Source organism: Leptospira kobayashii (assembly GCF_003114835.2).
In the GTDB taxonomy this organism is placed as follows: domain Bacteria; phylum Spirochaetota; class Leptospiria; order Leptospirales; family Leptospiraceae; genus Leptospira_A; species Leptospira_A kobayashii.
In genome coordinates this window covers 1855244-1878628 of the sequence record NZ_AP025028.1, presented here as the reverse complement: position 1 = coordinate 1878628, position 23385 = coordinate 1855244, and the positions used below count along the sequence as shown (strand labels likewise).

At 40.7% G+C, this 23385-nt stretch carries 22 protein-coding genes; 9 read left to right on the top strand and 13 right to left on the bottom strand.

The features are described 5' to 3' along the window. Positions 1–22: 22 nt before the first annotated feature. Together leuC and leuD are read left to right on the top strand one after the other, a co-directional pair. The gene (gene leuC, locus DI077_RS08210) at positions 23–1426 is read left to right on the top strand and encodes a 3-isopropylmalate dehydratase large subunit (RefSeq protein ID WP_109019675.1); all 1404 of its coding nucleotides are present in this window, start codon (positions 23–25) and stop codon (positions 1424–1426) included. After that, positions 1423–2043, top strand: coding sequence for a 3-isopropylmalate dehydratase small subunit (gene leuD, locus DI077_RS08205; RefSeq protein WP_109019674.1), 621 nt, complete (start codon positions 1423–1425; stop codon positions 2041–2043). The genes leuC and leuD overlap by 4 nt, the downstream gene beginning before the upstream one ends. Before the next feature lie 53 nt (positions 2044–2096). Here the strand turns inward: leuD and DI077_RS08200 are convergent, their stop codons facing one another. From DI077_RS08200 to DI077_RS08190, 3 genes are all read right to left on the bottom strand, one after another. Beyond that, on the bottom strand, positions 2097–2324 hold the full coding sequence (locus DI077_RS08200) for a hypothetical protein (RefSeq protein ID WP_109019673.1): 228 nt from the start codon (positions 2322–2324) through the stop codon (positions 2097–2099). Between the two features lie 105 nt (positions 2325–2429). Next, complete coding sequence (locus DI077_RS08195) at positions 2430–3095, bottom strand: NAD-dependent epimerase/dehydratase family protein (RefSeq protein WP_109019672.1); 666 nt, start codon at positions 3093–3095, stop codon at positions 2430–2432. After that, complete coding sequence (locus tag DI077_RS08190; protein ID WP_167837121.1) at positions 3096–3251, bottom strand: hypothetical protein; 156 nt, start codon at positions 3249–3251, stop codon at positions 3096–3098. A 172-nt stretch (positions 3252–3423) separates the two neighbouring features. Between DI077_RS08190 and DI077_RS08185 the strand changes: the two genes are divergently transcribed. Beyond that, positions 3424–3960, top strand: coding sequence for a TetR/AcrR family transcriptional regulator (locus tag DI077_RS08185; protein WP_109019671.1), 537 nt, complete (start codon positions 3424–3426; stop codon positions 3958–3960). On the opposite strand, the gene DI077_RS08180 is transcribed toward DI077_RS08185, so the two are convergent. Further along, on the bottom strand, positions 3940–5550 hold the full coding sequence (locus tag DI077_RS08180) for a xylulokinase (RefSeq protein WP_109019670.1): 1611 nt from the start codon (positions 5548–5550) through the stop codon (positions 3940–3942). The two genes, DI077_RS08185 and DI077_RS08180, sit on opposite strands and share 21 nt — an antisense overlap. Positions 5551–5676: 126 nt before the next feature. Here DI077_RS08180 and DI077_RS08175 point away from each other — a divergent pair, with 126 nt between their 5' ends. Then, positions 5677–6900 carry an MFS transporter gene (locus DI077_RS08175; protein WP_109019965.1) on the top strand — a complete coding sequence of 408 codons (1224 nt, stop codon included), beginning with the start codon at positions 5677–5679 and terminating at the stop codon, positions 6898–6900. Positions 6901–7557: 657 nt separating this feature from the next. Here the strand turns inward: DI077_RS08175 and DI077_RS08170 are convergent. Further along, positions 7558–8214, bottom strand: coding sequence for a TetR/AcrR family transcriptional regulator (locus tag DI077_RS08170; protein WP_109019669.1), 657 nt, complete (start codon positions 8212–8214; stop codon positions 7558–7560). A gap of 86 nt (positions 8215–8300) precedes the next feature. Between DI077_RS08170 and DI077_RS08165 the strand changes: the two genes are divergently transcribed. Genes DI077_RS08165 through DI077_RS08155 form a run of 3 tightly spaced genes read left to right on the top strand, consistent with a single transcriptional unit; the run spans position 8301 to position 11103 of the window. Continuing rightward, positions 8301–9770: an aspartate aminotransferase family protein gene (locus tag DI077_RS08165; RefSeq protein WP_109019668.1), complete on the top strand. Its 1470-nt coding sequence runs from the start codon at positions 8301–8303 to the stop codon at positions 9768–9770. A gap of 29 nt (positions 9771–9799) precedes the next feature. Continuing rightward, positions 9800–10456 (top strand): class II aldolase/adducin family protein, encoded by a 657-nt coding sequence (locus DI077_RS08160; RefSeq protein WP_109019667.1) that lies wholly within the window; start codon positions 9800–9802, stop codon positions 10454–10456. Beyond that, the gene (locus DI077_RS08155) at positions 10453–11103 is read left to right on the top strand and encodes a class II aldolase/adducin family protein (RefSeq protein ID WP_109019964.1); all 651 of its coding nucleotides are present in this window, start codon (positions 10453–10455) and stop codon (positions 11101–11103) included. The genes DI077_RS08160 and DI077_RS08155 overlap by 4 nt, the downstream gene beginning before the upstream one ends. A 273-nt stretch (positions 11104–11376) precedes the next feature. On the opposite strand, the gene DI077_RS08150 is transcribed toward DI077_RS08155, so the two are convergent. Together DI077_RS08150 and DI077_RS08145 are read right to left on the bottom strand one after the other, a co-directional pair. Beyond that, the gene (locus tag DI077_RS08150; RefSeq protein WP_109019666.1) at positions 11377–12012 is read right to left on the bottom strand and encodes a response regulator; all 636 of its coding nucleotides are present in this window, start codon (positions 12010–12012) and stop codon (positions 11377–11379) included. Between the two features lie 14 nt (positions 12013–12026). Then, positions 12027–15149, bottom strand: a complete 3123-nt coding sequence (locus DI077_RS08145) for an ATP-binding protein (protein WP_109019665.1) — start codon at positions 15147–15149, stop codon at positions 12027–12029. 561 nt (positions 15150–15710) lie between these two features. Between DI077_RS08145 and DI077_RS08140 the strand changes: the two genes are divergently transcribed. Continuing rightward, complete coding sequence (locus tag DI077_RS08140; protein ID WP_109019663.1) at positions 15711–17180, top strand: sensor histidine kinase; 1470 nt, start codon at positions 15711–15713, stop codon at positions 17178–17180. A 4-nt stretch (positions 17181–17184) separates the two neighbouring features. Here the strand turns inward: DI077_RS08140 and DI077_RS08135 are convergent, their stop codons facing one another. Genes DI077_RS08135 through DI077_RS08115 form a run of 5 tightly spaced genes read right to left on the bottom strand, consistent with a single transcriptional unit; the run spans position 17185 to position 20013 of the window. Then, the gene (locus DI077_RS08135; RefSeq protein ID WP_109019662.1) at positions 17185–17775 is read right to left on the bottom strand and encodes an HAD family hydrolase; all 591 of its coding nucleotides are present in this window, start codon (positions 17773–17775) and stop codon (positions 17185–17187) included. A gap of 23 nt (positions 17776–17798) precedes the next feature. Continuing rightward, the gene (gene mobA / locus DI077_RS08130) at positions 17799–18404 is read right to left on the bottom strand and encodes a molybdenum cofactor guanylyltransferase (RefSeq protein ID WP_109019661.1); all 606 of its coding nucleotides are present in this window, start codon (positions 18402–18404) and stop codon (positions 17799–17801) included. Further along, entirely contained in the window at positions 18385–18828 is a 444-nt protein-coding gene (locus DI077_RS08125; protein WP_109019660.1) for a molybdenum cofactor biosynthesis protein MoaE, read from the bottom strand. Before DI077_RS08125 ends, mobA begins: the two co-directional genes overlap by 20 nt. Then, on the bottom strand, positions 18829–19071 hold the full coding sequence (locus tag DI077_RS08120) for a MoaD/ThiS family protein (protein WP_109019659.1): 243 nt from the start codon (positions 19069–19071) through the stop codon (positions 18829–18831). Next, a complete protein-coding gene (locus DI077_RS08115; RefSeq protein WP_109019658.1) occupies positions 19072–20013 on the bottom strand; it encodes a radical SAM protein in 942 nt (313 codons plus the stop codon). It abuts the gene before it with no gap. Positions 20014–20146: 133 nt separating this feature from the next. On the opposite strand from DI077_RS08115, the gene DI077_RS08110 reads away from it, so the two are divergent. Then, positions 20147–21220 (top strand): HesA/MoeB/ThiF family protein, encoded by a 1074-nt coding sequence (locus DI077_RS08110; protein ID WP_109019657.1) that lies wholly within the window; start codon positions 20147–20149, stop codon positions 21218–21220. Here the strand turns inward: DI077_RS08110 and DI077_RS08105 are convergent. Continuing rightward, complete coding sequence (locus DI077_RS08105) at positions 21217–23373, bottom strand: molybdopterin-dependent oxidoreductase (RefSeq protein ID WP_109019656.1); 2157 nt, start codon at positions 23371–23373, stop codon at positions 21217–21219. The genes DI077_RS08110 and DI077_RS08105 overlap by 4 nt on opposite strands. Positions 23374–23385: the final 12 nt, after the last annotated feature.

Here is a 23385-nt window from a genome sequence, read left to right as displayed (position 1 = left end):
GTTTTCTTCAGAGGTGCAAAAAATGAAATCCATGTTTGATAAAATTTGGGAAAACCATACCGCAGGAAATCTTTCCTCGGGAGAATCCATTCTGTTTGTGGATAGACATTTGGTTCATGAAGTAACTTCCGCACAGGCCTTTCAAGGTTTGCGTGATAAAGGTAGAAATTTGCTTCATCCCGAACTTACTTTGGGGGTAATCGATCATAATGTTTCCACTAAAAACCGTTCTGATAGAAATGCGAGCGGACCTGTTTCTAAAAAACAAATGGAAACTATGGAACAAAATTCGAAAGAATTCGGATTCAAACTTTTAGGCTGGGATCATCCTGACCAAGGAGTGGTTCATGTGATCGGGCCGGAATTAGGGTTCACTTTACCCGGTCAAGTGATCGTATGCGGAGATTCACACACATCAACTCATGGCGCCTTCGGTTCGTTAGCTTTCGGAATCGGAACTAGCGAAGTGGAACATGTATTTGCAACGCAAACGATTGTGCAAAAAAAACCGGGGTCCATGTTGATTCGTTTTATAGGAAAATTGCCCACTGGAATCACTGCAAAGGATTTGGCCTTGGGATTAATTGAAAAAATCGGAACGAACGGAGGACAAGGTTATGTGGTAGAATACGCCGGAGATGTGATCTCTTCTTTTTCCATGGAAGAAAGAATGACTCTTTGCAATATGAGCATTGAAGCGGGCGCACGGGCAGGACTTGTAGCACCCGACGAAATTACATTTCAATACATCCAAGGTAGAGAATTTGCTCCTGGAGCAGATGAACTAGTCAAAGCCATCGGTTTTTGGAAATCTTTGCGATCCGATCCGGATGCAACTTACGACCAAGTCATTGAAATGGATGTTTCCGAATTGGAACCGAAGGTGACTTGGGGAACAAAACCTTCCCAAACGATTTCGATCACAGGCAAAGTTCCAGATCCATTTAACTTTGGTTTATCGGAAAAGGCTTCTACGGAATCGGCCTTGGAATATATGGGATTAAAATCGGGAGTGGCGATTCAGGATATAGAGATAGATAAGGTGTTTATCGGATCTTGTACAAATTCCAGAATCGAAGATTTAAGAGCGGCGGCAAAACTTGCAAAAGGTAGAAAAGTCCATACCAGAGTACAGGCATTAGTTGTTCCAGGTTCCGGTAGAGTGAAACGACAAGCGGAAAAGGAAGGTTTGGATAAGATCTTCAAAGAAGCTGGATTCGAATGGAGAGAGCCCGGTTGTTCCATGTGCCTTGCTATGAACGATGATATTTTGAAACCGGGAGAAAGATGTGCTTCCACTTCCAATAGAAATTTCGAAGGAAGACAAGGAAAAGGAGGACGCACTCATTTGGTAAGTCCCGCCATGGCGGTAGGTGCCGCGGTATCGGGAAAATTTGTTGATATAAGATCCTGGAGGGAATTATGAAAGCTTGGAAGAAACATACCGGAATCGCAGCATCCATCGTGAAAGACGATATAGATACGGATCAAATCCTACCCAAACAATTTATGAAATTGATCGGCAAGGAAGGATTCGGAAACCATTTGTTTTTCGATTGGAGGTATTTGGATGAGGAAGGAAAAGTCCCCAATCCGGAATTCATATTGAACCGAAGTCCTTATGACAAAGCAAGCATTCTGATCTCAGGTGCAAACTTCGGTTGCGGATCCAGTAGAGAGCACGCCCCTTGGGCCATCGCAGGTTTCGGTTTGAAAGCTGTCATCGCGACTTCGTTTGCGGATATCTTTTCCATCAACGCTCCTAAAAATGGGATCGCACTCATCCGGTTGAATGAAAAAGAGATTTTTGAGCTTTCCGAATTTGCCACCAAACAAGGAAAAATCGGAATTTCCATAGATTTGGAAGAAGGGAAAGTTTATGCGGGAGAAAAAGAATACTCTTTTATACTTGCCGAAAACGCAAAGCAAAGAGTGGTGAACGGCTGGGATGACATAGACATCACACTACAAAAAAAGGAAGAAATCGATTCTTTCAAAAAAGAATACTTCTCTTCCCATTCTTATTACCAATTGGCCACTTAAAAACCATACGGGACTTCTAAAAGGGAGTCCCGTATACAAGGCCAAAGTAAACTTTATTTTTTCTTGTCTTTGCTGATAAGGCTTTTCAGCTTCTCTTGGGTTTCTTTGTCTTGTAGTTTTTCTTTTGCAGTTTGAATCGCTTTTTGACCTTCTTCCGACTGCGCTTTTTGAATGATTGTATCTACCAATTTGCCGTCACCTTCCGAAGAATCCTTGGAATTGGAACTAGCGCATTGAATGGTAAGTGTAAGTAGTAAAAGAAAGATCCATTTGGATTTCATTATAAGTCTCCCTATAGAAAATTTAAACAGGGAAAAGGAAGAGTCAATTTAAAAACAAATGACCCTTCCGAAGTATAGGAAATCAAGTCCGTACTTGTCCGGAACTTATTTTGCCAATTCGATAATATCTTCTACTTCCAGGATATCTTTTTCATATCCGTTGAGACTGACTGAGATCATCGCACGTCCCAACTCTTCCAGAGTGGATACTGACTTAGGAAAAAATTTTCGTAACATCGGATAAGCCCAGGTAATATAATGATAATACACGATCGTATTTTTCAATCCGGGGGTAGGATGCAAATAACCGGGTCGAACCGCATAAACTTTGGCAAAACCTAGTTTTCTCAAATCATTTTCCGTTTTCCCTTTTACCCGCGCCCACATGATGGATCCTTTTTCAGAAGAATCCGTACTTTTGCCTGAGATATAAAAGAATTCCGAATCGGGATTTAATTTTGAAATTAATTTTGCAAAATCCAAAGTTAAAGTATAAGTGAGTTCCCGATACTTTTCTTCCTTCATTCCCGCAGATGATACCCCCAAACAAAAATAACAAACGTCATACCCTTTTAATTCTTCCGTATAACCGCTCAGATCGGAAAACTGAGGGACAATAATCTCTTTCACTTTCGGATGTTTTATGTTAGATGGTTTTCTACTAACAAGTAAGACGGATTCGACTGCTTCCGATTTTAAACATTCGTGTAGTACCCCTTCTCCTACCATACCGGTTGCTCCGGTAAGTAAAACTTTGATCTTCTGTTTCATTTATTTTTCCTTCTCTTCCGATTTTGTTTTATCATTTCTACGTATCATCTCCACCGCGTCTTTTCCCAAAGCCAATCGCAAAGGAGGATTTTCCGATTCCGCCAAGCTTCGCCCGAGTCCTCCGGAACTTTCCGTAATAAACCAAACTTTTTCCATTATTTCACCTATCCGGTCACTTTATATTTTGACAGAGGAAAAGAAAGATCGGAAAGAAAAAACATAACATTTTTACGTTTTTTGTATAATTTGTCAAAATAGATAAAACCATAACGAAATCTCCGAAACAGTATATCATTTGACAAAAGACAAGTTTTTGTCAAAATAAGCTATGGTAAAGAAAGCCGATGTTTTGGAAGAGGAGACACGCAGAAAGGAAATCTTGGAAGCTGCTTTGGATTGTTTTTTGCAATTCGGTTATTCCAAAACTTCTATGGATGATATTGCCAAAAAAGCGAATCTTTCCCGTCCCTTACTTTATCTTAAATTTAAAAATAAAGAAGATCTGTTCACGGAAATATTCAATTATCTATTGGAAGGAAGATACGAGTCTTCCGAAGAAGTATTAAAAACAAATTTAAGCCCGAAAGAAAAACTAATTCGGATCTCGGAAATCTTATTGATTGAACCTTGGAGCAAGGTTGCCGGTCGTCCGATGACTTCCGATTATTACGAAGCTTGTTCCCGACTCTCTCCGAAAGTTATGGAAAAATACGAAAAGTTCATTATCAAATCAGTTCAAACCATCCTAGGAGATAAAGAAAGTGCGGAAATTTTCTTTTTGGCAATGGACGGAATGAGTGCGGATGTACCAACAGTAAAAACGTTAAGAAGGAGAATGGAAATTTTAATCGGTAAATTTGTTTAGTTCCGAAAAGTTTTTCCTGTTCAACTTGTACAATCTTTTAAAAACTTTAAAATTCTTTTCATAGATATCTTTCACATTCGGATTGGGAATCCATTCATCCTTTACAGGAATCATTTCTTTTAAGCCTTCAAAATTTTTAATCTTTCCTAAGCCCAAAGCAACCAGAGCGGCAGCCCCCATAGCACCTACGTTTTCCGGTTGATGCACCCTTTCCACTTTCCTTCCTGTGATGTCAGCAAGAGTCTGGCAAATAAAAGAAGATCTCGCAACTCCTCCCACAAAACGGATGGTTTGCGAACTACTTACCTTATTTTCCGAAAGTTCCAAAATCCATTTTTTATGAAATAGAATTCCTTCTACAACGGAACGAATGAGAAGTCTTTTTCCTGTATTTAAACCGATATTGAAGAACATACCGCGTGCGTTCGAATCTTCAAACGGACAACGATTTCCGTGCAACCAGGGAGTAAAGATCAATCCTTCCGATCCCGGTTCGGTATCTTTGATGGAATCAAACATATATTCGAAAAGACTTTCGTAGATGGCATCGGGACCATCGGTGATTTTTTTCTTCTCCAGATACAAATCGATTTCATCCAATGCAAGGTGGTCTCTTACCCATTGTAAACATTTCCCGGAAGTCTCCTGCTCTCCGAAATAATTATAAAATCCGGATCTTGCTCCCACTATGGAGGCAATTCTGGAATCAACATCAACTTTTCTTTGTTTGGTGACTGTGGACACCCAGCCGGAAGTACCTGCATAAATATGAGTATCTCCTTCCAAAACCGCCCCGGCTCCCACACCGATGAGTGATGCGTCTCCTCCTCCTCCGAATACTGCGGTCCCTTCTTTCAATCCTAAGAATTCTGCGGCTTCCTTTGTCAGACCATCCACCTGATCGGAAGAATTGATGATCCGGGGAAGATGTTTCAAATTGATTTTAAAAAGTTTAGTAAGTAAACGGCTCCAATTTCCTTTCCCTTTTCGGGAATCGTATAAGAAGGTAGTGAACGCAGTATCTCTTGTCATCACAGCTTGGTTTGTACATTTTGCGATTAGGAATTCCTTTACGTCCAACCACCACCTAACTTTAGAGAAAAGGTTCGGTTCGTTTTTTTCCACCCACTTATATTTCCAAATAGGATCTTTTACGCTTCCCGCGACAGCTCCTGTAATCCATAGAGATAACAAAAGTTTGAATGCATTGATTCCTTCGATTTTCAAACCATGACCCAGCCCTTTTCGTATCTCTTCCGTTGCCCTTGCATCCATATAACTCATTGCACGACGTACCGGGTTAAAATGCGAATCCACCAAAACCAAACCTTGCATCTGGGAACAAAAAGAAATCCCTTGGATACTCTCGGGAGAAATTCCGGTTTCTTTCAAAATTTCGCGGGTAGTTGTTTGCAGAGCCTTCCACCAGTCATCCGGGTCCTGTTCCGCTCCTCCGTTTTCCAATAAATGGATAGGATATTCGGAAAGAGAGGCATGTGTAAGCTCCAAACGTTCTCCAAGCAGAAAGAGGCAGGTTTTTACACCTGTGGTACCTACGTCATAGGAAAGTATATAAATGTTATGGCTCATGGTCTTCCTTGTCTCAAATTTCCGGGCGATAGAAAAAAGTGAGTGATCACTCACTATGAAACTGGAAAATCTGCCACAAAAGCAATTCTTTTTCCAAATGGGAAAAGCAGATCTAAGGAGAATGGAATGAGCCAAAATTCGATCCAAGTCTATCCCTATCGTTGGGTGATTTTATCTTTGTATATATTGATCACTGCCGCCATATGCATGCAATGGCTGACGTTCGCTCCCATTGCCCGGGATGCAAAGGAGTTCTATTCGGTAAGTCCTGTCCAAATCGACCTGCTTTCTCTCATATTCTTAGCTGTGTTTGTGATCGTTGCGATCCCCGCTTCCTATATCATTGATACTTACGGTATTCGGAAAGGAGTAGGATTCGGTGCGGTTCTAATGGGGGTCTTTGGAATTCTCAAAGGAATTTATGCGAATGATTATACAATTGTTCTGATAAGCCAAATCGGTCTTGCGATCGCCCAACCTTTTTTACTCAATGCAGTTACAAAGATCAGTGTTTTATGGTTTCCGATTCAGGAAAGAGCCACGTCCGTAGCCCTAGGAACCCTCGCTCAATTTTTAGGAATCATCTTTGTGATGATTTTGACTCCTATCCTTTTGGAAGGAGGAGAGAAAGGTGAAAAAATTCCCGAAGTGATGCTGCTTTACGGAATCATTTCACTGATCTCAGCAGTTTTATTTTTAATCTTCAGCAAAGAAAAGCCACCCACCTCACCAAGCATACACGGGGAAGACAGCCGACTCCCTTTTTGGGAAGGAATCCGTTTTTTATGGAATAAGAATGATATGAGAAAGATATTGTTTTTATTTTTGATCGGGCTTGGAGTCTTCAACGCAGTGAGCACATGCATTGATCAAATTTCAGAAATCAAAGGTTTAAACATAGAAGAGTCAGGACTTGTAGGAGGTATTATGCTGATTGCAGGTATCTTGGGCGGAGTGATCATCCCTCCACTTTCCGACCGATTGCAAAAAAGAAAAACTTTTCTGATTGTTGCGATGGGAGGATTTTTATTCGGGCTTGGTTTATTTACTATTTCAAATGATTTTATCCCCCTGCTTATTTCCTCGGCAATCATAGGTTTTTTTCTCTTGGGGATCGGAGCTCCGATCGGATTCCAATACTGTGCAGAGATCACTTCTCCTGCGCCCGAGTCCACCTCACAAGGATTACTTCTTCTGGTAGGACAAATCTCAGGGATAGTTTTTATACTTGGGATGAATTATTTCGGAATGATTTCCTTTTTGTATTTGTTTCTGGGTTTGTCCGCCTTGAATTTCATTTTGGTATTTTTTCTGAAAGAATCTCCTTTTATGGAGGCTCGGAAGGGTTAACCTTTGATGTGACTTGTAATTTTCACGGAACGTCCTGTGTTTTTTAAGTTAGAGGTAAGTTTCCTTATAAGATGGGATTCTGGTATCCCCGCCCTGATTTGGGAGGGGTAATCCACCCGCCACCCAATGAGTTCCAACTAACACATCCGCCTTGAACCAGCAATCCCTCTTTCTATTTTCCCTAAAATTCTTATAAAAAGTTCGGCTTTTTGCCATCCTACCTAGGTTCGATGAGTTTTAAATAAAAGGTAATATATAAAATCCAACTTTTGCGGCAACGATCGACCGAGCGTAGCCGCCGAGGGAGAGCGTGATCGCGTAATTAATAAAGTTAAGGAAATAGAAAGGAATGCGAGCCGCCCATACAAACATAAATAAAGTCTCTCTTCTCTTAAAAGCAAGTGAGATGTTTCTCGCAGTGGCTATAGCACATCTCAGGATTGATGTGAACTTCCGAAAGTTAGTTGATTAAAGATTTACGTGACCATTGGTTAGACTTGCAAGCAAGTCTGTGAATCTGGACTACCGCATTCGCTAACCGTCCAGTTCACATTCTCGCTCCCTATGGGTCGCTGCGAATGGCCAGGACAGCCCGAAACTCGTGCGTCGTAACACTGAGGTTAAGCGCACAGGAGCGTGCAACATCAAACGATTATATCAGATTCCGCCGCCAAACGCCCGTCTGATAAATTGCATCACCCCGATGATGACATCTTCGTCTCTTTCAAACACGTCCTCACCTAAATAGATTTTCATTCTCTCTTTATAATATTCCGTTGCGTAAGAGAACTGAAGACTCATAAATATATTATCCAATAAAAAAGCATGGATGGAACTGTTTGTATCGACTGGAATGATTCCTTCTTCTTTTGCTAAATCGATAATTTGGGTATAACATTTTGCAGAAATGGATTCCAGTTCACTGGAAAGCCGGTTGATCAGTTCGGAATTACTCTCCGAAGTCATCTCGTTGTAAAGTCTGATGATATCCTGGTTTTCTCTGGAATGAATTTGAATGATTCGTAGTATCTTTTCTATCTTACCGAAAAAATCGACCTTCTCCAATAGAACCGATTCCAATGCCTTTTCGAGTTGAGAAACTCCATGATGGACCGCGGTTAGAAAAAAGTCTTCCTTCGTTTCAAAGTATTTATATAATGAGCCGACACTGATCCCTGCTTTTTGGGCGATCGTGTTTGTGTTTGCGCTTGTGAATCCCCTGTTGGCAAATTCAGACACGGCAATTGACAGAATTCGATTTCTCTTTTCTTCCGAGATTCGATCAAAACTATCATTGAAGTATTTCCGGGACATCGTTCCCTCTTTTTTATAAATTCTTCTTGACAATGAGTGATTACTCACTCATTGTCAACTAAAAACTATCCAAAGGGAATTTAAGTATGTCCACTGGCTTCGCAATCAACCAATACCCCGATGTAGACCAAGTCTATAAAGATCTGAGATCTCTGATTTCGCAGCCGATCCGCTCCATCCGTAAAGCGGAAATGGATAAAATTATATCTGAATACTACGATAAAAAATGCGCTCGCTCGAAAAAGATGATCGCAGAAGCCTCCGAATACATTCCGGGAGGAGTTCAACACAACCTTGCCTTCAACCACCCTTTCCCTTTGGTTTTCACAAAAGCTTCCGGTGCACATCTATTTGATTTGGACGGAAACAAATACATCGACTTTCTGCAAGCCGGTGGCCCTACGGTTCTGGGAAGTAATCCTCCTGTAGTTCGCAAAAAAGTTTTGGAATTATTAAATAGCTCAGGCCCCGTCACCGGATTATTTCATGAATACGAACTTAAGTTAGCTGAAAAGATCGTTCAGCTCGTTCCTTCCGTAGAAATGTTTCGAATGTTAGGTTCGGGGACGGAAGCATGTATGGCATCCATACGGGTGGCAAGACTTGCTACCAAGAAAAAAAATATAGTAAAAATGGGCGGAGCTTATCACGGATGGAGTGATCAGTTGGCATACGGATTGCGTCTTCCCGGCACAAGACATTTTGAAGCGAACGGAGTTCCCAAATCGGTATTCAAATACACTCAGGAATTTTATCCGAACGATTTGAACGCTTTGGAATCCGTTTTAAAGAGAAACAGATGGAGAGGAGGAACCGCCGCGGTCTTAATGGAACCGATCGGCCCGGAAAGCGGCACTCGTCCTCTGGATAAAAATTTCAACGCAGGAGTAAGGGAATTATGCGATCGATTCGGCGCCTTACTGATATTTGACGAAGTAGTCACTGCGTTCCGAGTGGGACTCAGCGGTGCACAAGGCTATTACGGAGTCACTCCCGATCTGACAGTGTTCGGAAAAGTGGTTGCCGGGGGTTATCCGTCTGCGGGCGGGCTCGGCGGTAAAAAAGAATATATGAAATATGTTTCTGCGGGGATCCAAACCGGAATGAAAAAAGCTTTGATCGGTGGCACGATGGCTGCGAATCCTCTTAGCTCCGCCGCAGGATATTATACCCTATGTGAAATGGAAAAAACCAAGGCTTGCGAAAAAGCGGGTAAAGCGGGCGACCGCCTAACGTTAGGACTTCAAAAACTGATCAAAAAATACAACCTACCTTTCGTTGCGTTCAACCAAGGCTCTATTTGCCATTTGGAGACAGTAGGAACAATGTTACTTGAAATCAATTTCAGTAAATTCTGGACGATTAAAAAAACAATTGCTGAAGCTCATAAAAGAAAACATGCAATGGAAGAAATGGGCGCTGCTTATATGGCGGAAGGGTTAGTGACTCTTGCAGGAAGCAGACTTTATACAAGCGCAGCCGATACCGATGCAATCATCGACGACGCTTTGAAAAGATTTGATCGGGTGTTCCAGAAAGTCGAAGGTGTGATTTAGAGTCGGCGCATTTCGAAAGGTAGGATACAATGGAAATTCAAACTGCAAATAAAATCGTAAGAGATACGGGAGTGCGCCTACTGAAGGCAGGACTCATCACCAGAACTTGGGGCAATATCAGTCAAAGAATCGATGAGGATCATTTCGTCATCACTCCTACCGGCAGAACCTATGAAGACCTAAGCCCCGATGAAATCGTAAAGGTAAATCTTCACACCTTGGAACACGAAGGAAGGATCAAACCTTCCTATGAAAAAGGACTTCACGCGGAAACTTATAAACTCAGACCCGATGTGAAATCAATCATCCATACTCACCAATTGCAAGCAAGCGTGGTGGCGTCCGCCAGAAAAAATATTCCCATACTATCCGATAAAATGAAAAAGATCATCGGCGGTCCGGTTTTCTGCACGGATTACGCTTTGCCCGGATCTAAAAAACTGATTCGTTCCGCTATCGAATGTTTGGCGAAATCGGGAAGCAAAGCAGTTTTACTTGCAAACCACGGTGTATTATGCATCGGATCCGATATGGAGAATGCTTTTTCCGTTTCTATGGAATTGGAAAGATCGGCGGAAACATTCATACACGAAGAATTTAAAAAAGTCTCCCACTCCAAAAAATTTGAAACCAAATCGGTAAGAGAATGGTATCTTCAAAATTTCGGGAAAAAGGAATTTGCATGAAGGCACCTGAGCATCCGTCCGAATTGCTTCGTTTGATTCCCGATTTGCAAAAAGAAGGAATTTTGGAACAAGGGAATTCTGCAAGTATCCGAATCGGGAATCGTGTCTGGATCACTCCTAGCGATGTAAACTTCACTCAATTTTCCAAGAAAAAAAATCCTAATTGGGTGGAGTTGTATTTAGACCAAACCTCTTTACCGGAAAATTCCCCCCGATTTGCAAATCTTCACCTAACTTTATATAAAGAAAGAAAGGACTTCAACACAATCATCCATACAACTCAGGAAAATATACTTACTTGTTCTATGGCGGGAGAAACAGTCCTACCTTATTTGGATGATATGGCTCAGATCGTAGGTCCTTCCGCGAAAGTAGTGTCATTCGGGGAAACCGAAGAAGCACTGAAGAAAATTGTAAAGGGAATCAAAAGAAGAAATGCGGTTATGATCAAGGATCAAGGTGCGATTTGCGGCCATAGAACCTTGGATGATCTGCACGCAGTCTGCCATGTATTCGAGAAAGCATGCAAATCTTTCATCGAAGCAAGGATTTTAGGCGGTGGAAAACCTGTTCCATGGCTGGAAGCGGAAGCAATTCGTTTTGTTTACCAAAGAAAATATTCCAAACAAGCGGACAAAAACCGTTAGTCCGTAACTTTTAGTCCAGTTGAGAAGAAACAATAGGATGTCCCGCTGCAGTCTTCCAGGGAACATCCTGTTACCAACGAACAGACATTTGTTCCGGTCCGATATGCCAATCGGGCCATGCTTCATCGTATCTCTTAAGGATTTGGTTTCAAATCCGACACTGGAGCAAGTAAGCTCCAGGAACAAAGCAACAAAACAGAATAATACAAAGGTATGAAATTGATGGCTCTTAAACCAGAAAAACAATCGGAAAGTCATATCAAATTAAGACTATTACAACAGTCCGATGTCATTTGCTTTTCGAACTAATTCAGCTCGGTTGTGTACATTTAACTTTTTATAAATATTTTTTACGTGGTGTTGGATTGTGTATTTGCTCACACCTAAAAATTCAGCCACCCGATTGATCGTTTTGCCTCTGACCATTTGATCCAAAATCTGATTTTCCTTATCTGTAAGTTTAATCGAACCCAAATTGGTTTTAGCTTTGAAATGATTTAAAACTCGAAATGCAATCGTAGGAGTAATGATGGCTCCTCCTTGTAACACAGTGTCTATGACTTCAGATATATCTTTCATTTCGGACTTTAAAATATAACCGATAGCCCCGTTTTTTAAAGAACTGTAAATGAGTTCATCCGAATTCATATTACTAAGCATAATCTTGCTTATATTCGGATCTCTTTCCGAAATCTTTCCGGCAAGTTCCACACCGTTCATCCCCGGCAACATTATATCCAAAAACAATATGTCCAATTCTTTTCCGTTCTCATCTTTCCAATATGCTTCCGCCGATTCCCAATGGGATACGGAAAGAACGCCGGGAGTTGCTTCCAGAATTGTCAAAATCTGATTTCTGAAATTTTCATCATTCTCAACGATTCCAATTTTTACTTTTTTTGTTTCCATAAACCTTAATCCATTTATTGAAGGGAAAATGTTTCCTTATTCAATTTCAATTCCATATGATACATATTTTCATCTAACTTAAGTTTCATTTTTCCGCCGAGTTTGGAAATCCTGAATACCAAATTTTCCGTTCCACGTCCGGTTTTGTGTTTTTGCAAGCGGTATCGGGAACCGGCCTTCATATTCATAAGTATTTCATTATCTTCTAATAAAAAATTCCACTTGGAAACGCCTTCTCCGTATTTCAAATCATTACTGGTGATCTCATTGACTATGCTGTACAATTCGATCATACTGTTTTCATTTCTTTGGGAGGAAAAGAAATGAATCAATTTCTCGTCAGCTTGAAAATCAAAATCCCTATCCGCATCGGAGTAACGCCTGAGCATTACCAAATTGATTCCTTTGATGAAATTTTCGCTCAAAAGACCCAGATCTTCTATCTTCAACATCTGATCTCTTAAAATCTGAATGGCTGCATTTACGTTTCCAATGATTTTTTCGAATAGGACTCTATCCGTTCCTTCCTTGTTCAATAATTCTTCCGATAAAAATTTCAAATCGGTAAGCCTTGCTCCCAAATGATCATGAAGATCCAAATTGATCCTTTGCCGGACGTGACCCACTGCAATTTTCTTTTCGGATTCTCTTTCCAAATGTTCCTTATGACTTTGCAATAACCGAAGCATATTGCTAACGCGAAGAGTAAGTTGTTCATAATCGAAAGGTTTTATCAGATAATCATTTACGCCCGCATTCAAGGCGGCCACCAAGTCCTTATCTTGGGTTTTTGCAGTGAGCATTAAGATAGGTAATTCCAAAGCGGTATAATTCTTTCTGATCTCCTTTGTAGTTTCCAAGCCGGAAAATCTAGGCATCATCATATCCAATATAACCGCTTGAAACAAATGTCCCGGCTTCAACAATTCAAGTGCCTCTTTGCCGCTGGAAACGGTGACTGCTTGGATTTTTTGCAACGAAAGATAATTTTGAATTACCTGCAAATTGATCGGCTCGTCATCTACCACGAGTATTCTCACCTCTTCAGGAGAAAAGATCCGATTGGCAGTGTATACAGTATCGATGGAAGGAAATGAAATAAGTTCGTTCGGTTTCATTTCATTTTTATCATTGATAAATTCAGGAGTATTACTCGTTTCAATTTCGGTTTTTTCATCTAATACAGGTAAGGTGAAATAAAACCGGGAGCCTTTCTTCCGTTCCGACTCTACACCGATATCTCCTCCATGCAAATTCACAAGAGCACGACTGATCGCAAGCCCCAGCCCAGTTCCGCCTGAATTGCGTGCATCTCCGCTCTCCACTTGTTCGAAAAAATCAAAAATCCTTTCCTGATTTTTTTCATCGATTCCTATTCCGGTATCCGTCACACTGATTTCCGCCATCCGATTCGGGAGAATCTTAGCAGTAACTATGATCGATCCTTCCTCTGTAAATTTTACCGCATTGGCGATTAAATTCTGTAAAATCTGCTGAAGTCTGTTTTCATCGGCAAATAAAGTGGGAAAATCTTTGGGAATCCTGTTTTCCATATTAACTTTAGTTAAATTAAGATTCACTTGATTGAGTGTAAGTGTGAAGTTGACCGCTTGATAGAGATCAACGGGAATATTCTTCAGGCTAAGATCGCGATGTTTGAGTTTGGAAAAATCAAGTATGTCATTTACAAGCCGGGAAAGCCTTTCTCCGCTCGTAACTATCATACTCATTTGGTCTTCCACGAACTTGGACATAGATCCGCCGACTCCTCTTCTGAGTGAATCCGCAATCCCGATGATTCCTTGCAATGGGGTCCTTAATTCATGAGACGTATTTGCCAAAAATTCATCTTTCAGTTTATCAATGGAAACCAAACGATCATTTGATTTTTGCAAGTCTTCGCTTAATTTCTGAGAAAGATGATAGGAGCTTGCAAATTGTTTGGAGATAATGAAAGCCTGAGCGACAAAGAACAAGGAAATACCGTAAGACAATATATAAGTCGTATTAATGACCATATTCGCATAAAGTATATCGTTCGCGATGAATACGAAAAGTAACATGCAAATAATAAGCCCGATCCAAGCACCGACCCTGTCATTTCGAATGGCTTGGATCAAAACATAAACTATATAAATGCATTCGATAAAAATCAAAATACCGAAGATCGGTATGGTCTGAGAATAAATATACAAATCGGTAAAGATTACCGTCAGACAAAGCATCAAAAAACCGGATACCAAACCATACATCACTTTTTTCGAAAACTCATTCGGAAATACGGATCTGATAAACAGAGCGAGCACCATTCCACCGACGTAAACAGATAAGAGTTCCATCACATAACCTAAGTTAAAACCAAACCAAGGAAAAAGAGAATAGAAAAACCGCTCGCCCGTCAAAGCGATCCGAATGAATGCAACAACACCGATAAATGAAAAAAACAGATGGGATAAAACTCCGCGAAGCAGTGCAAATAAACTGAAATGATAAAAAAACGCGATGCACACTCCCCCGCAAATGAATATGTCCAGCCAAATCGTTTTTTCCCGAACGGAAACAAGATCCTCGTGTTTGCCTATATAAACTTTTGCCCAAACGCCTGATTTGGAATGGAAGAAATTGGATACTTCGATGACGATTTCGTTGGATTCGTTCAATGTTAACGGAGCGCTCACTCCCGGTCTGTACAATGGAAAACTTGTTTCTTTTGTTTTTCCCACGATACCGCTTGACAATACCTTCTTTCCATTTATATAAAGATTATAAGAAGTCGAAGCTTCGAGCATCTTAATCGCCATACCTTCCATCGGTTCTTTCAAATATAAATTCATTCGATAAGTCGCATAACCGAAGCTAGGATAAGTTCCTTCCCCCTTTTTGTAATCAGTCCAAGTACCCGGAACATTTTCAAATTGAGGTATGGATTTGTTTGTTAATTCGGAATAAAGAACGTTCCAGTAAAATTCCCACTCTCCTTCCAGGCTCAAACGTTTTTCCAAATTCCAATTCTCTCGGAGATCCAGAACGCCTTCTTTTACCAGAGGTGGTTTTTCAATCAAAAACAATTGTTTGCACTGAAACGCGAATAAAATTACAATCAAACAAATCCATTTTCTCTGAAGAAAGGAAGACATCTTAAGTATGTTTTAAATTCAGATTCCAATTCAGGAAACTATTTTACTGGAATCAATCTCTTAGATTCTTTTTTCATGAATGAAATCCCATCCCGTAACTACTCATTCGAGTGATCAGGACGGATAAAAAAAATAAGCAATAAATTGACTAAATCGAAGATTAGAAACTCATCTTTTGTCACAAATAGAAGTTTTGATTTTTACTCTTTCCGAAACTCCGATCTCGTATCAAATGTTATAGCAACAGATAACCCCAGTTCTGTTTTCGGGAAACCAGGGCCTCCCGGTAATTCCACTCATTTTTCGAAAGTTTCCGGTTTTAGGTATTTTTACCTGAGTTTTGCCGAAAAAAAACCTTATTACGAATGGGACATCCGGGGAAAAGCGGAGGCAGATTTTTCAAAATTTTTCCGAAAACTGCCAGAAAACGACTCCTTACAGGTATTATATTTTCTTAATTGACAACAATCTAATTTGCTTATATTTTTAACTCCTCTTGGAAACAGCGTCTCTTTTTGATTTTTCTTCGTCTACTTATCTTCCTGGGATGATTAAATCATAATGGAAACAGCTACATTATTAAAAAAGAAGATCTTGCTCGTTGAAGACGAAGCCATTATTGCAATGGCGACCAGTAGGCAGTTAGAAGACTCGTTTCATATCATTACTGCTTCCAGTGGCACCAAAGCAATCAATTACATTCGTTCGTCCGAGGACCAAATCGATCTCGTCCTGATGGATATCGACTTAGGTTACGGAATGGACGGGACCGAAACCGCAAAAGAGATCCTGGAGATCAGAGACATCCCCATCATTTTTGTTTCATCTCATATGGAACCGGACATTGTAAAAAAAACCGAATCCATTACCTCTTACGGCTATGTATTAAAGTCGTCAGGGATTCACATCTTAGCCACATCCATAAGAATGGCATTTCGTCTCTATGAGGCAAGAACTCATGTTATGGAAAAGAATACGGAACTCGCTGTTACTTCCGAAGAACTCGAAGCTGCAAATAGGCAATTGATTGATTCCGACATTGAGCTTAGAAATACGGCGGATAGGTTCAGAAGCACTCTGGATTCTATGATTGAGGGGTGCCAGATTTTAGGATACGACTGGACCTATTTGTACATCAATGAAAGTGCAGCAAAATATGCAAAAGGAACTATTCGCGATTTCTTAGGCAAATCAATGTTCGAATGCAATCCCGGAATTAAAGAGCAGGAAGTTTATCGCATTTTAGCTTCCTGCATGAAAAATAGAGAGTATTGCCATAGAGATATTGAATTTGTTCATCAGGACGGAAGCAAAAGTTATTTTGAGTTCAGCATCCAACCGATCAAGGAAGGTTTATTTATTTTAACGTACGATGTCTCAGAAAGAAAACAAATGGAGGAAAAACTAGCCAATCTCCTCTCTTTCAAAGACACACTTATGATAGAATTGCAACATAGGGTGAAAAATACTTTAGCGGTTGTTAGTAGCTTACTCCATTTGGAATCCGCAAAAATCGAAGACAAAGAAATCAAAAATATTTTCAAGAACACGGAAACCAGGATTCTTGCCATGGCGGGAATCTATGAAATGTTGTATAACGATACGGGAAGCGAATTAAATCGAATCCAATTTGATCATTATGTTCTGAGATTATGCAAAACTCTTGCGAATGCTTATAATATCGACGACAAGATTCAAATACGTTTTGATCTGAACCAGGCGGAAATGGATCTGAAATTAGCAGTCGTTTTGTGCTTAGTCTTAAATGAACTATTAATGAATTCGATCAAACATACTTATTTGGAGAACGGAAAAGGAGAAATATTCGTTTCCGTAAAATCTGTTTCGGGAAATCTTATTTTAAAAGTAATTGATAACGGAACCGGATTTGCTGAACCGAAAATCAACGAACAATCGGGAATCGGGCTTTCTCTCGTTCAGCTTCTCATCAAACAAATCGGGGGAATGATTGAAATCCAGAACATAAATGGGATTTCCGTTTTGATCGAAGTTCCTTTGGACAAAGGGTAAGATTTTATAGATATAAAATTTCATCCAATCTTAGGACTGTATGAGTCGCAAAATTCTTGAATGGAAAATTTCCTTTCGGATCGATGTAAACGGTTTCTACCCCAGCCGCTATCCCTGCTTCCAAATCGTAGATATAATCTCCGATCATCAAAGTATCTTCCGGTTTTGCGTTCCAAAGTTTGAGTAGATTTAGAATACCTTCCGGACTCGGTTTCGGTTCCGCATGCTCTCTGCACAAAATAAATTCGGAGGAAAAATATTCGCTAAGTCCCGATGCCTTCAGAGTCTCAATCGAATTCTCAAAACAATTTCTGGTAAGAATTCCCAACTGATGCGACTTATTCTTTATTTGTTTCAATAACTCGGGACTTCCCGGAGAAGCGACCGCTTTCTTCGCAATGTTCAATTCGATTTCATTCAGATGGATGTGTTTTACTTTTGCTTCCTCGGGAGAAAGACGACCCAGAGAAGTCAAGATATCCGAATCCAAAGGCAAACCGAGTGTACGTTTAATCGCTTCGAAATCATGCATAGCAAGAGTTAAAGTGCCATCCATATCGAAGATCCAATTTTTTTTCGTTTCTAGTAATCTCATAATGATTCTGCGTATAATATTGATTATAAATCCTGCCGTGAATTGATGTTCCGAAAATAGATTTCTTCTTTCTCGGGAAGAGTGAGTATTCGGGGATTCATTTTTGCCAATCTCTTTTGCAAGGAGAATTCTTTAGTCGCATCCGAGCTTAGATTTCGAAACCAATCGGATAGACAAAGAGAGGAATAAATTCCGCAAAGTGGCTCAAGACCCTTTCTAGACTCATAAAATACTCCTGAATCTTCGGGAAGAAATGAATCCAATAACCGCCGCAAGGTTCTGATTTTAACGAAAGGCATATCCACAGGTAGAAAAAGAATAGATTTTCCGGAAATGCCATTCTCTTCCAAAAATTTCCAAGAAGAAAGTATCCCCTTCAAAGGGCCTTCGACCGGAATATCCGTATCTACAATGAATGATTCGGAAGGAAAGTATTTGGAATATTCCTGAATTTGTTCCGCACGAAGAGATATATATACTGTCTCAGTCAAAACTCCGATCCTGCGATTCGTTTTTTTTATAAAATTAGAATGTTCTTTAATTTGAATAAGGCCCTTATCCTTTCCCATTCTAAGACTATAACCTCCGGCTAAAATTACAGAGATCGTTTCAGTGTTTATGGGTCTCATCCTGGCAACCCTTGGACCACTCCGAACTTCCGTCCGTATAATATTCCTTTTTCCAAATGGCTACTTCGTGTTTGACACGATCAATGATGTACCTATTGGCAAGATACGCTTCGTCCCGGTGAACCGCTCCCGTACTGACAATCACTGCGACCTCTCCGATATTCAAAACCCCAAGTCTATGAATACAATCGGCAAACTGAAGATCCCACTGTTTTTTGGCATCTTCTATGATATCACTGATCATCTTATCCGCCATCTCCGGATATGCTTCATATTCCAAATGGGTAACTTGTCTTCCTTCATTGATATTTCGAACAATACCTGCAAAAAAAACATAACCTCCCATGGAAGGTAGATCCGGAAATCGATTTGGAATTTCCAAAATTTCCGTTTGTATATGATTCGAATGAGTCTCCGTATTCATTTACCCGCCGCTGGAAGGAGGAAGGACTGCGATCACTGCGCCATCAAAGATAATCTCCTCTTCCCTAACAATAGTTTGGTTGATGGCAAATCGACTTATTTTCAATAAAGAGGAAGCCTTTGGATTTTGATTTTGTAAATAAAGCTTTAAGTCCGAAAGAGTGCGAACTCCTTCCAAATGCAAATCCCACTGAGCCGGGAAAAAATCTTTCATTGCGGCAAAACAAAGCAATTGAATTTTCATCTAACCTCCAATGAATTTCATGGAAAGCTCCGATCCAGTAAAAAACTTCTTTTTGGTCCGCATAGCCGCTTGTAAAACCAGATCCAAATCGGAACTGTTTTCCGGCAAATCGAAGGAAGTTTCATCACTTAAACATCCGTAGATTTTTCCGGTCGCATCCATACGCAATCTGTTACAACCTTCGCAAAATGGTTCCGAATGATTGGCGATGATTCCGAAAATATATCCTTCTTCTGTCCTGCTGTAATTCGCAGTGGAATCGGAAGCTGTCAAATAAGAAGAAAACTCGTATTTTTTACCGATAGTATTTCGAATCTCTTCGGAAGAATAAAAAAATTCGGAATGTTCCTTTTGCAAAGGTCCCATTTTCATAAATTCCAAATACCGGACAGTGATCCCTTTTTTTCCGAACCAATCTAACAAAGGTAAGATTTCGTTTTCATTATAACCTTTTAAAACCGTACAATTCACTTTTACTTCCAAACCGCTTTCTTTGGCTTCCTCTACGCGGGATAACAATTTGGATAAAGGAAACTTACGGTCGCTGATTTTTTCAAATCCGGATTGGGAAAAGGAATCCACTGAAAAATTCATCCTGGTAAGTCCTTTCGATTTCATCTTTTGGATGAGTCCGTCCGCAAAAAAACCGTTGGATGTAACAGCGATTTCACGAATTCCGAGGTCATTTACTCCTCCGATCAGTTCGGGAAGTCGTTTATGAAGAGTCGGTTCTCCTCCTGTTAAATGGACTTCCTTAATATTGATCTTAGTAATCAGAAGTTTTAATTTTTCAGTTAATAATTCGGGACTTAAAAAATGATAATGAGATTTGTCCTCGGAAGATGAGGATTGATCTTTAGGAACACAGTAAACGCAGGCGAAACTACAGTGAGAAAGAACACTCACTCTTAGCACTTCGAATTTTCTTGTTTCCTGTTCCACTCTAAAGTCGATATTGATCCTGTTTTCCCAACTGAAAACAAAAATAGATCACCGTATCAATATTAATCTTCCCGAATCGGGCTGATTTTAATTTCTCCTTGCTCGAAAATTCCAATCGGATTCCTTTCTATTTATGAGTCCGGAAGAGGAGAGTTTTTTTAGAAGGCAGATCAAGGTCCCTGAAATAGGAATACTCGGCCAAGAAAAATGGAAAAACTCCTCGGTTCTTATCATTGGCCTAGGCGGGTTGGGTTGCCCTGCTTCCCTTTATCTGGCTCTCTCGGGAGTGGGAAGATTGGGACTTGTGGATTTCGACCGAGTGGAACTTTCCAATTTGCACCGACAAACATCGTTTACACAAACTGATATAGGCAAACCGAAAACGGAAGTGGTGTCCCGATTTTTAAAGGAAAGAAGCCCTTGGGTCCGGCTGGAAACTTTTTCCTCTTATATTACAAACCGGACGGATCCTAAGCTATTTGAATCCTGGGATCTGATCTTGGATTGTACTGACACGATCTCTTCCAAATATGCAATCAGTGATTTTTGTTTGATTGGATCCAAACCACTCGTCACAGCTTCGGTATTTCGGACGAGTGCTCAGCTTGCCGTTTTCTCGGGAGAAGGAAGACCGTGTTACCGTTGTTTGTATCCCCATTTGGAAGAAGGTGATACTCTCAGTTGTTCCGATGCAGGAGTGCTCGGAGTACAGACTGCACTGGCAGGAACCTACCAGGCATCGTTCGCTCTTCGGTATTTACTTAAACCCGAAACCATCCCGACTGACAGGATCTATTCATTGGAATGGGATTCTCCTTTTTTATTCGAATCCAAGATCAATCCTGATCCTCATTGCATTTCCTGCGGAGAAAAGAAAGGTCTTTCAAAATCGGAAAAACAGATTTTGGAAATCAGTGTGGAAGATTATTGGAATTCAAAATCCACTGATACGATTCTGATGGATGTAAGGGAATTCGAAGAGACGGAATCAAATCCCATCCCCGGTTCGATCTTGTTTCCTCTCTCCCGTTTGGAAAAAGAAGGAACACCGGAATTATCCGGTTACAAAAAGATCATATGCATTTGCGAAACGGGAGTTCGTTCCAAACAAGCAGTTCGTTTTTTAAAAACAAATACGGAAAACTACTCCTTGATCGGAGGAAGAAGATCCTTACAAAATTTTCTACAAAATCAAAATACGATCTAAAGATTTTGTTTTTTAACGGAAACCTTGATTCCGCTGAATGCCGCATTGCCTGAAAAAACATCGATCGACTGATCATCCGTTAGGTCGTTGATACTCACTCCCGAAAATTCAGTGGCGACCTTTTGATTCGTTCCGTTTCTGTTATGACCGAATCCGTGAGGAATGCTCACAACTCCTTTCATCAATTCTTCCGTAACTTCGGCAGAAATCAAAACACTTCCCGCAAGTGATTCCACAATGACTTTTTCATCATCCAAGATTCCCAATCGGTTTGCGTCTTCCGGATGAATCATCAGAGTACAACGAGGTTTGCCCGTCATCAGTTTGGGAAGATTGTGCATCCAGGAATTATTGCTTCTGAGATGCCTTCTCCCAATCAGTAAAAAGTTGGAATGTCCTTCCGAGAAGGTTTCCCATTCTTTGCATTTAAGAGAAAGTCTTGGAAAATCCTCTTTCAATTTCAGAGGAACCAAACGGATCTTCTGATCTTCAGTACAAAGTCTTTCCGGAAAACAAGACTGCAAAGGTCCCAAATCCACTCCATGAGGGCTGTTTTTCAAAAGATCCAAGCTCATATCGCCACCTAACTTCCCTTTGGGTCCGTAAGGCCCTGTTTTTAAAGCATGATCGATGATGCTCGCAGGAGTGAGTTTTGTTCTGATGATTTCTTTCGGTAAAGGTTTGCCGGCACGCACCAATTCCAATCGTTTTGTTAGATCGGAGAATATTTCCCAATCATGCAACATACCCGGTTCGGGATCGAATAAAGGTTGGGAATAACGGGTGGTATTTCGAACTGCGAATACATTGAAAATCAAATCGTAATGATCGTGTTCCAATGTGGAAGTGGGTGGCAGAATATAATTTGCGTGTTTTGTGGTTTCATTCAAATAAAAATCAACACATACCATAAAATCCAAACCGGAAAGTGCCAAATCCAACTTCGTTCCGTTAGGTGTAGAAAGAACAGGATTGCCTGCCGAGGTAAATAACGCGCGGATCTTTCCATCTCCGGGAGTGAGTATCTCTTCCGCCAGAGCAGCGACAGGAAGTTCTTCGCTGAATTCGGGGAGTTTTCTAACTCTTGACTGATACGCATTGAAACTTCCGGGTGAAGAACGCATGGCGGAACCGGGACCGACCAAATCGACCGCAGGAAGAGTGAACATAGCCCCTCCTCTTCTGTCTAAATTTCCGGTAATGATATTAATCACATTGATAAGCCACTGACAAATGGCACCGAACTCTTGCGTGGAAACTCCTACTCTTCCGTAACAAACAGCTGTCTTGGCATTCGCAAATTCCAAGGCGATACGTTCTATGTTTTCGGAGGATACACCCGTTATTTTTTCGACTCTCCCGGGAGAATACTCTCTTGCCCGGTTTTGAATCTCATCCAGGTCTCCTTGCGAAATCAAATCGTTCTTTCGGATCATTTTCTTTTCAAATAACACATGTACAATGGCAAAAAGAAAATACGCATCCGTTCCAGGCCTGATAAAGATATGTTCATCGGCATGTAATGCCGTTTCGGTTTTGCGAGGATCGACTACTACGTATTTTCCACCTCTCTCCTGAATGGCCTTCAGTCTTTTCTTCACATCGGGAACACTCATCAAACTACCATTAGATGCAAAAGGATTTCCTCCCAGAATGAGAAAAAAATCGGTATGATCGATATCGGGGATGGGAACGAGCAATTGATGCCCGAACATAAGATAAGATAAAAGTTGATGAGGAAGTTGATCTACCGAAGTTGCGGAAAAACTGTTTTTGGTTTTCAATCGGCTTGCAAACCGTTGTCCGAACAGCATCGACCCGTAATTATGAACGTTCGGATTTCCGTTATAAACAGCTACGGAATCGTTTCCGTATTCTTCTTGGATTTTTATAAGCCTGGTGGCGATATCGGAGAACGCTTCCTCCCATGACACCGGCACCCAGCCTGATTCGGTTCTTTTGATTGGGAATTTGATCCGATCGGGATCTTGGTAGAGACTTTTCAACTCAGGACCTTTGGGACAAATATGGCCTCGGCTGAACTTATCTTCCGGATCTCCTTTGAACCCTGTAATGGATCCGTCTTTTACCTCAATCTGCAACCCGCACATCGCTTCGCATAAAGTGCAAGACCTATAATGAATTTGATCCATAACCCTCTCCTA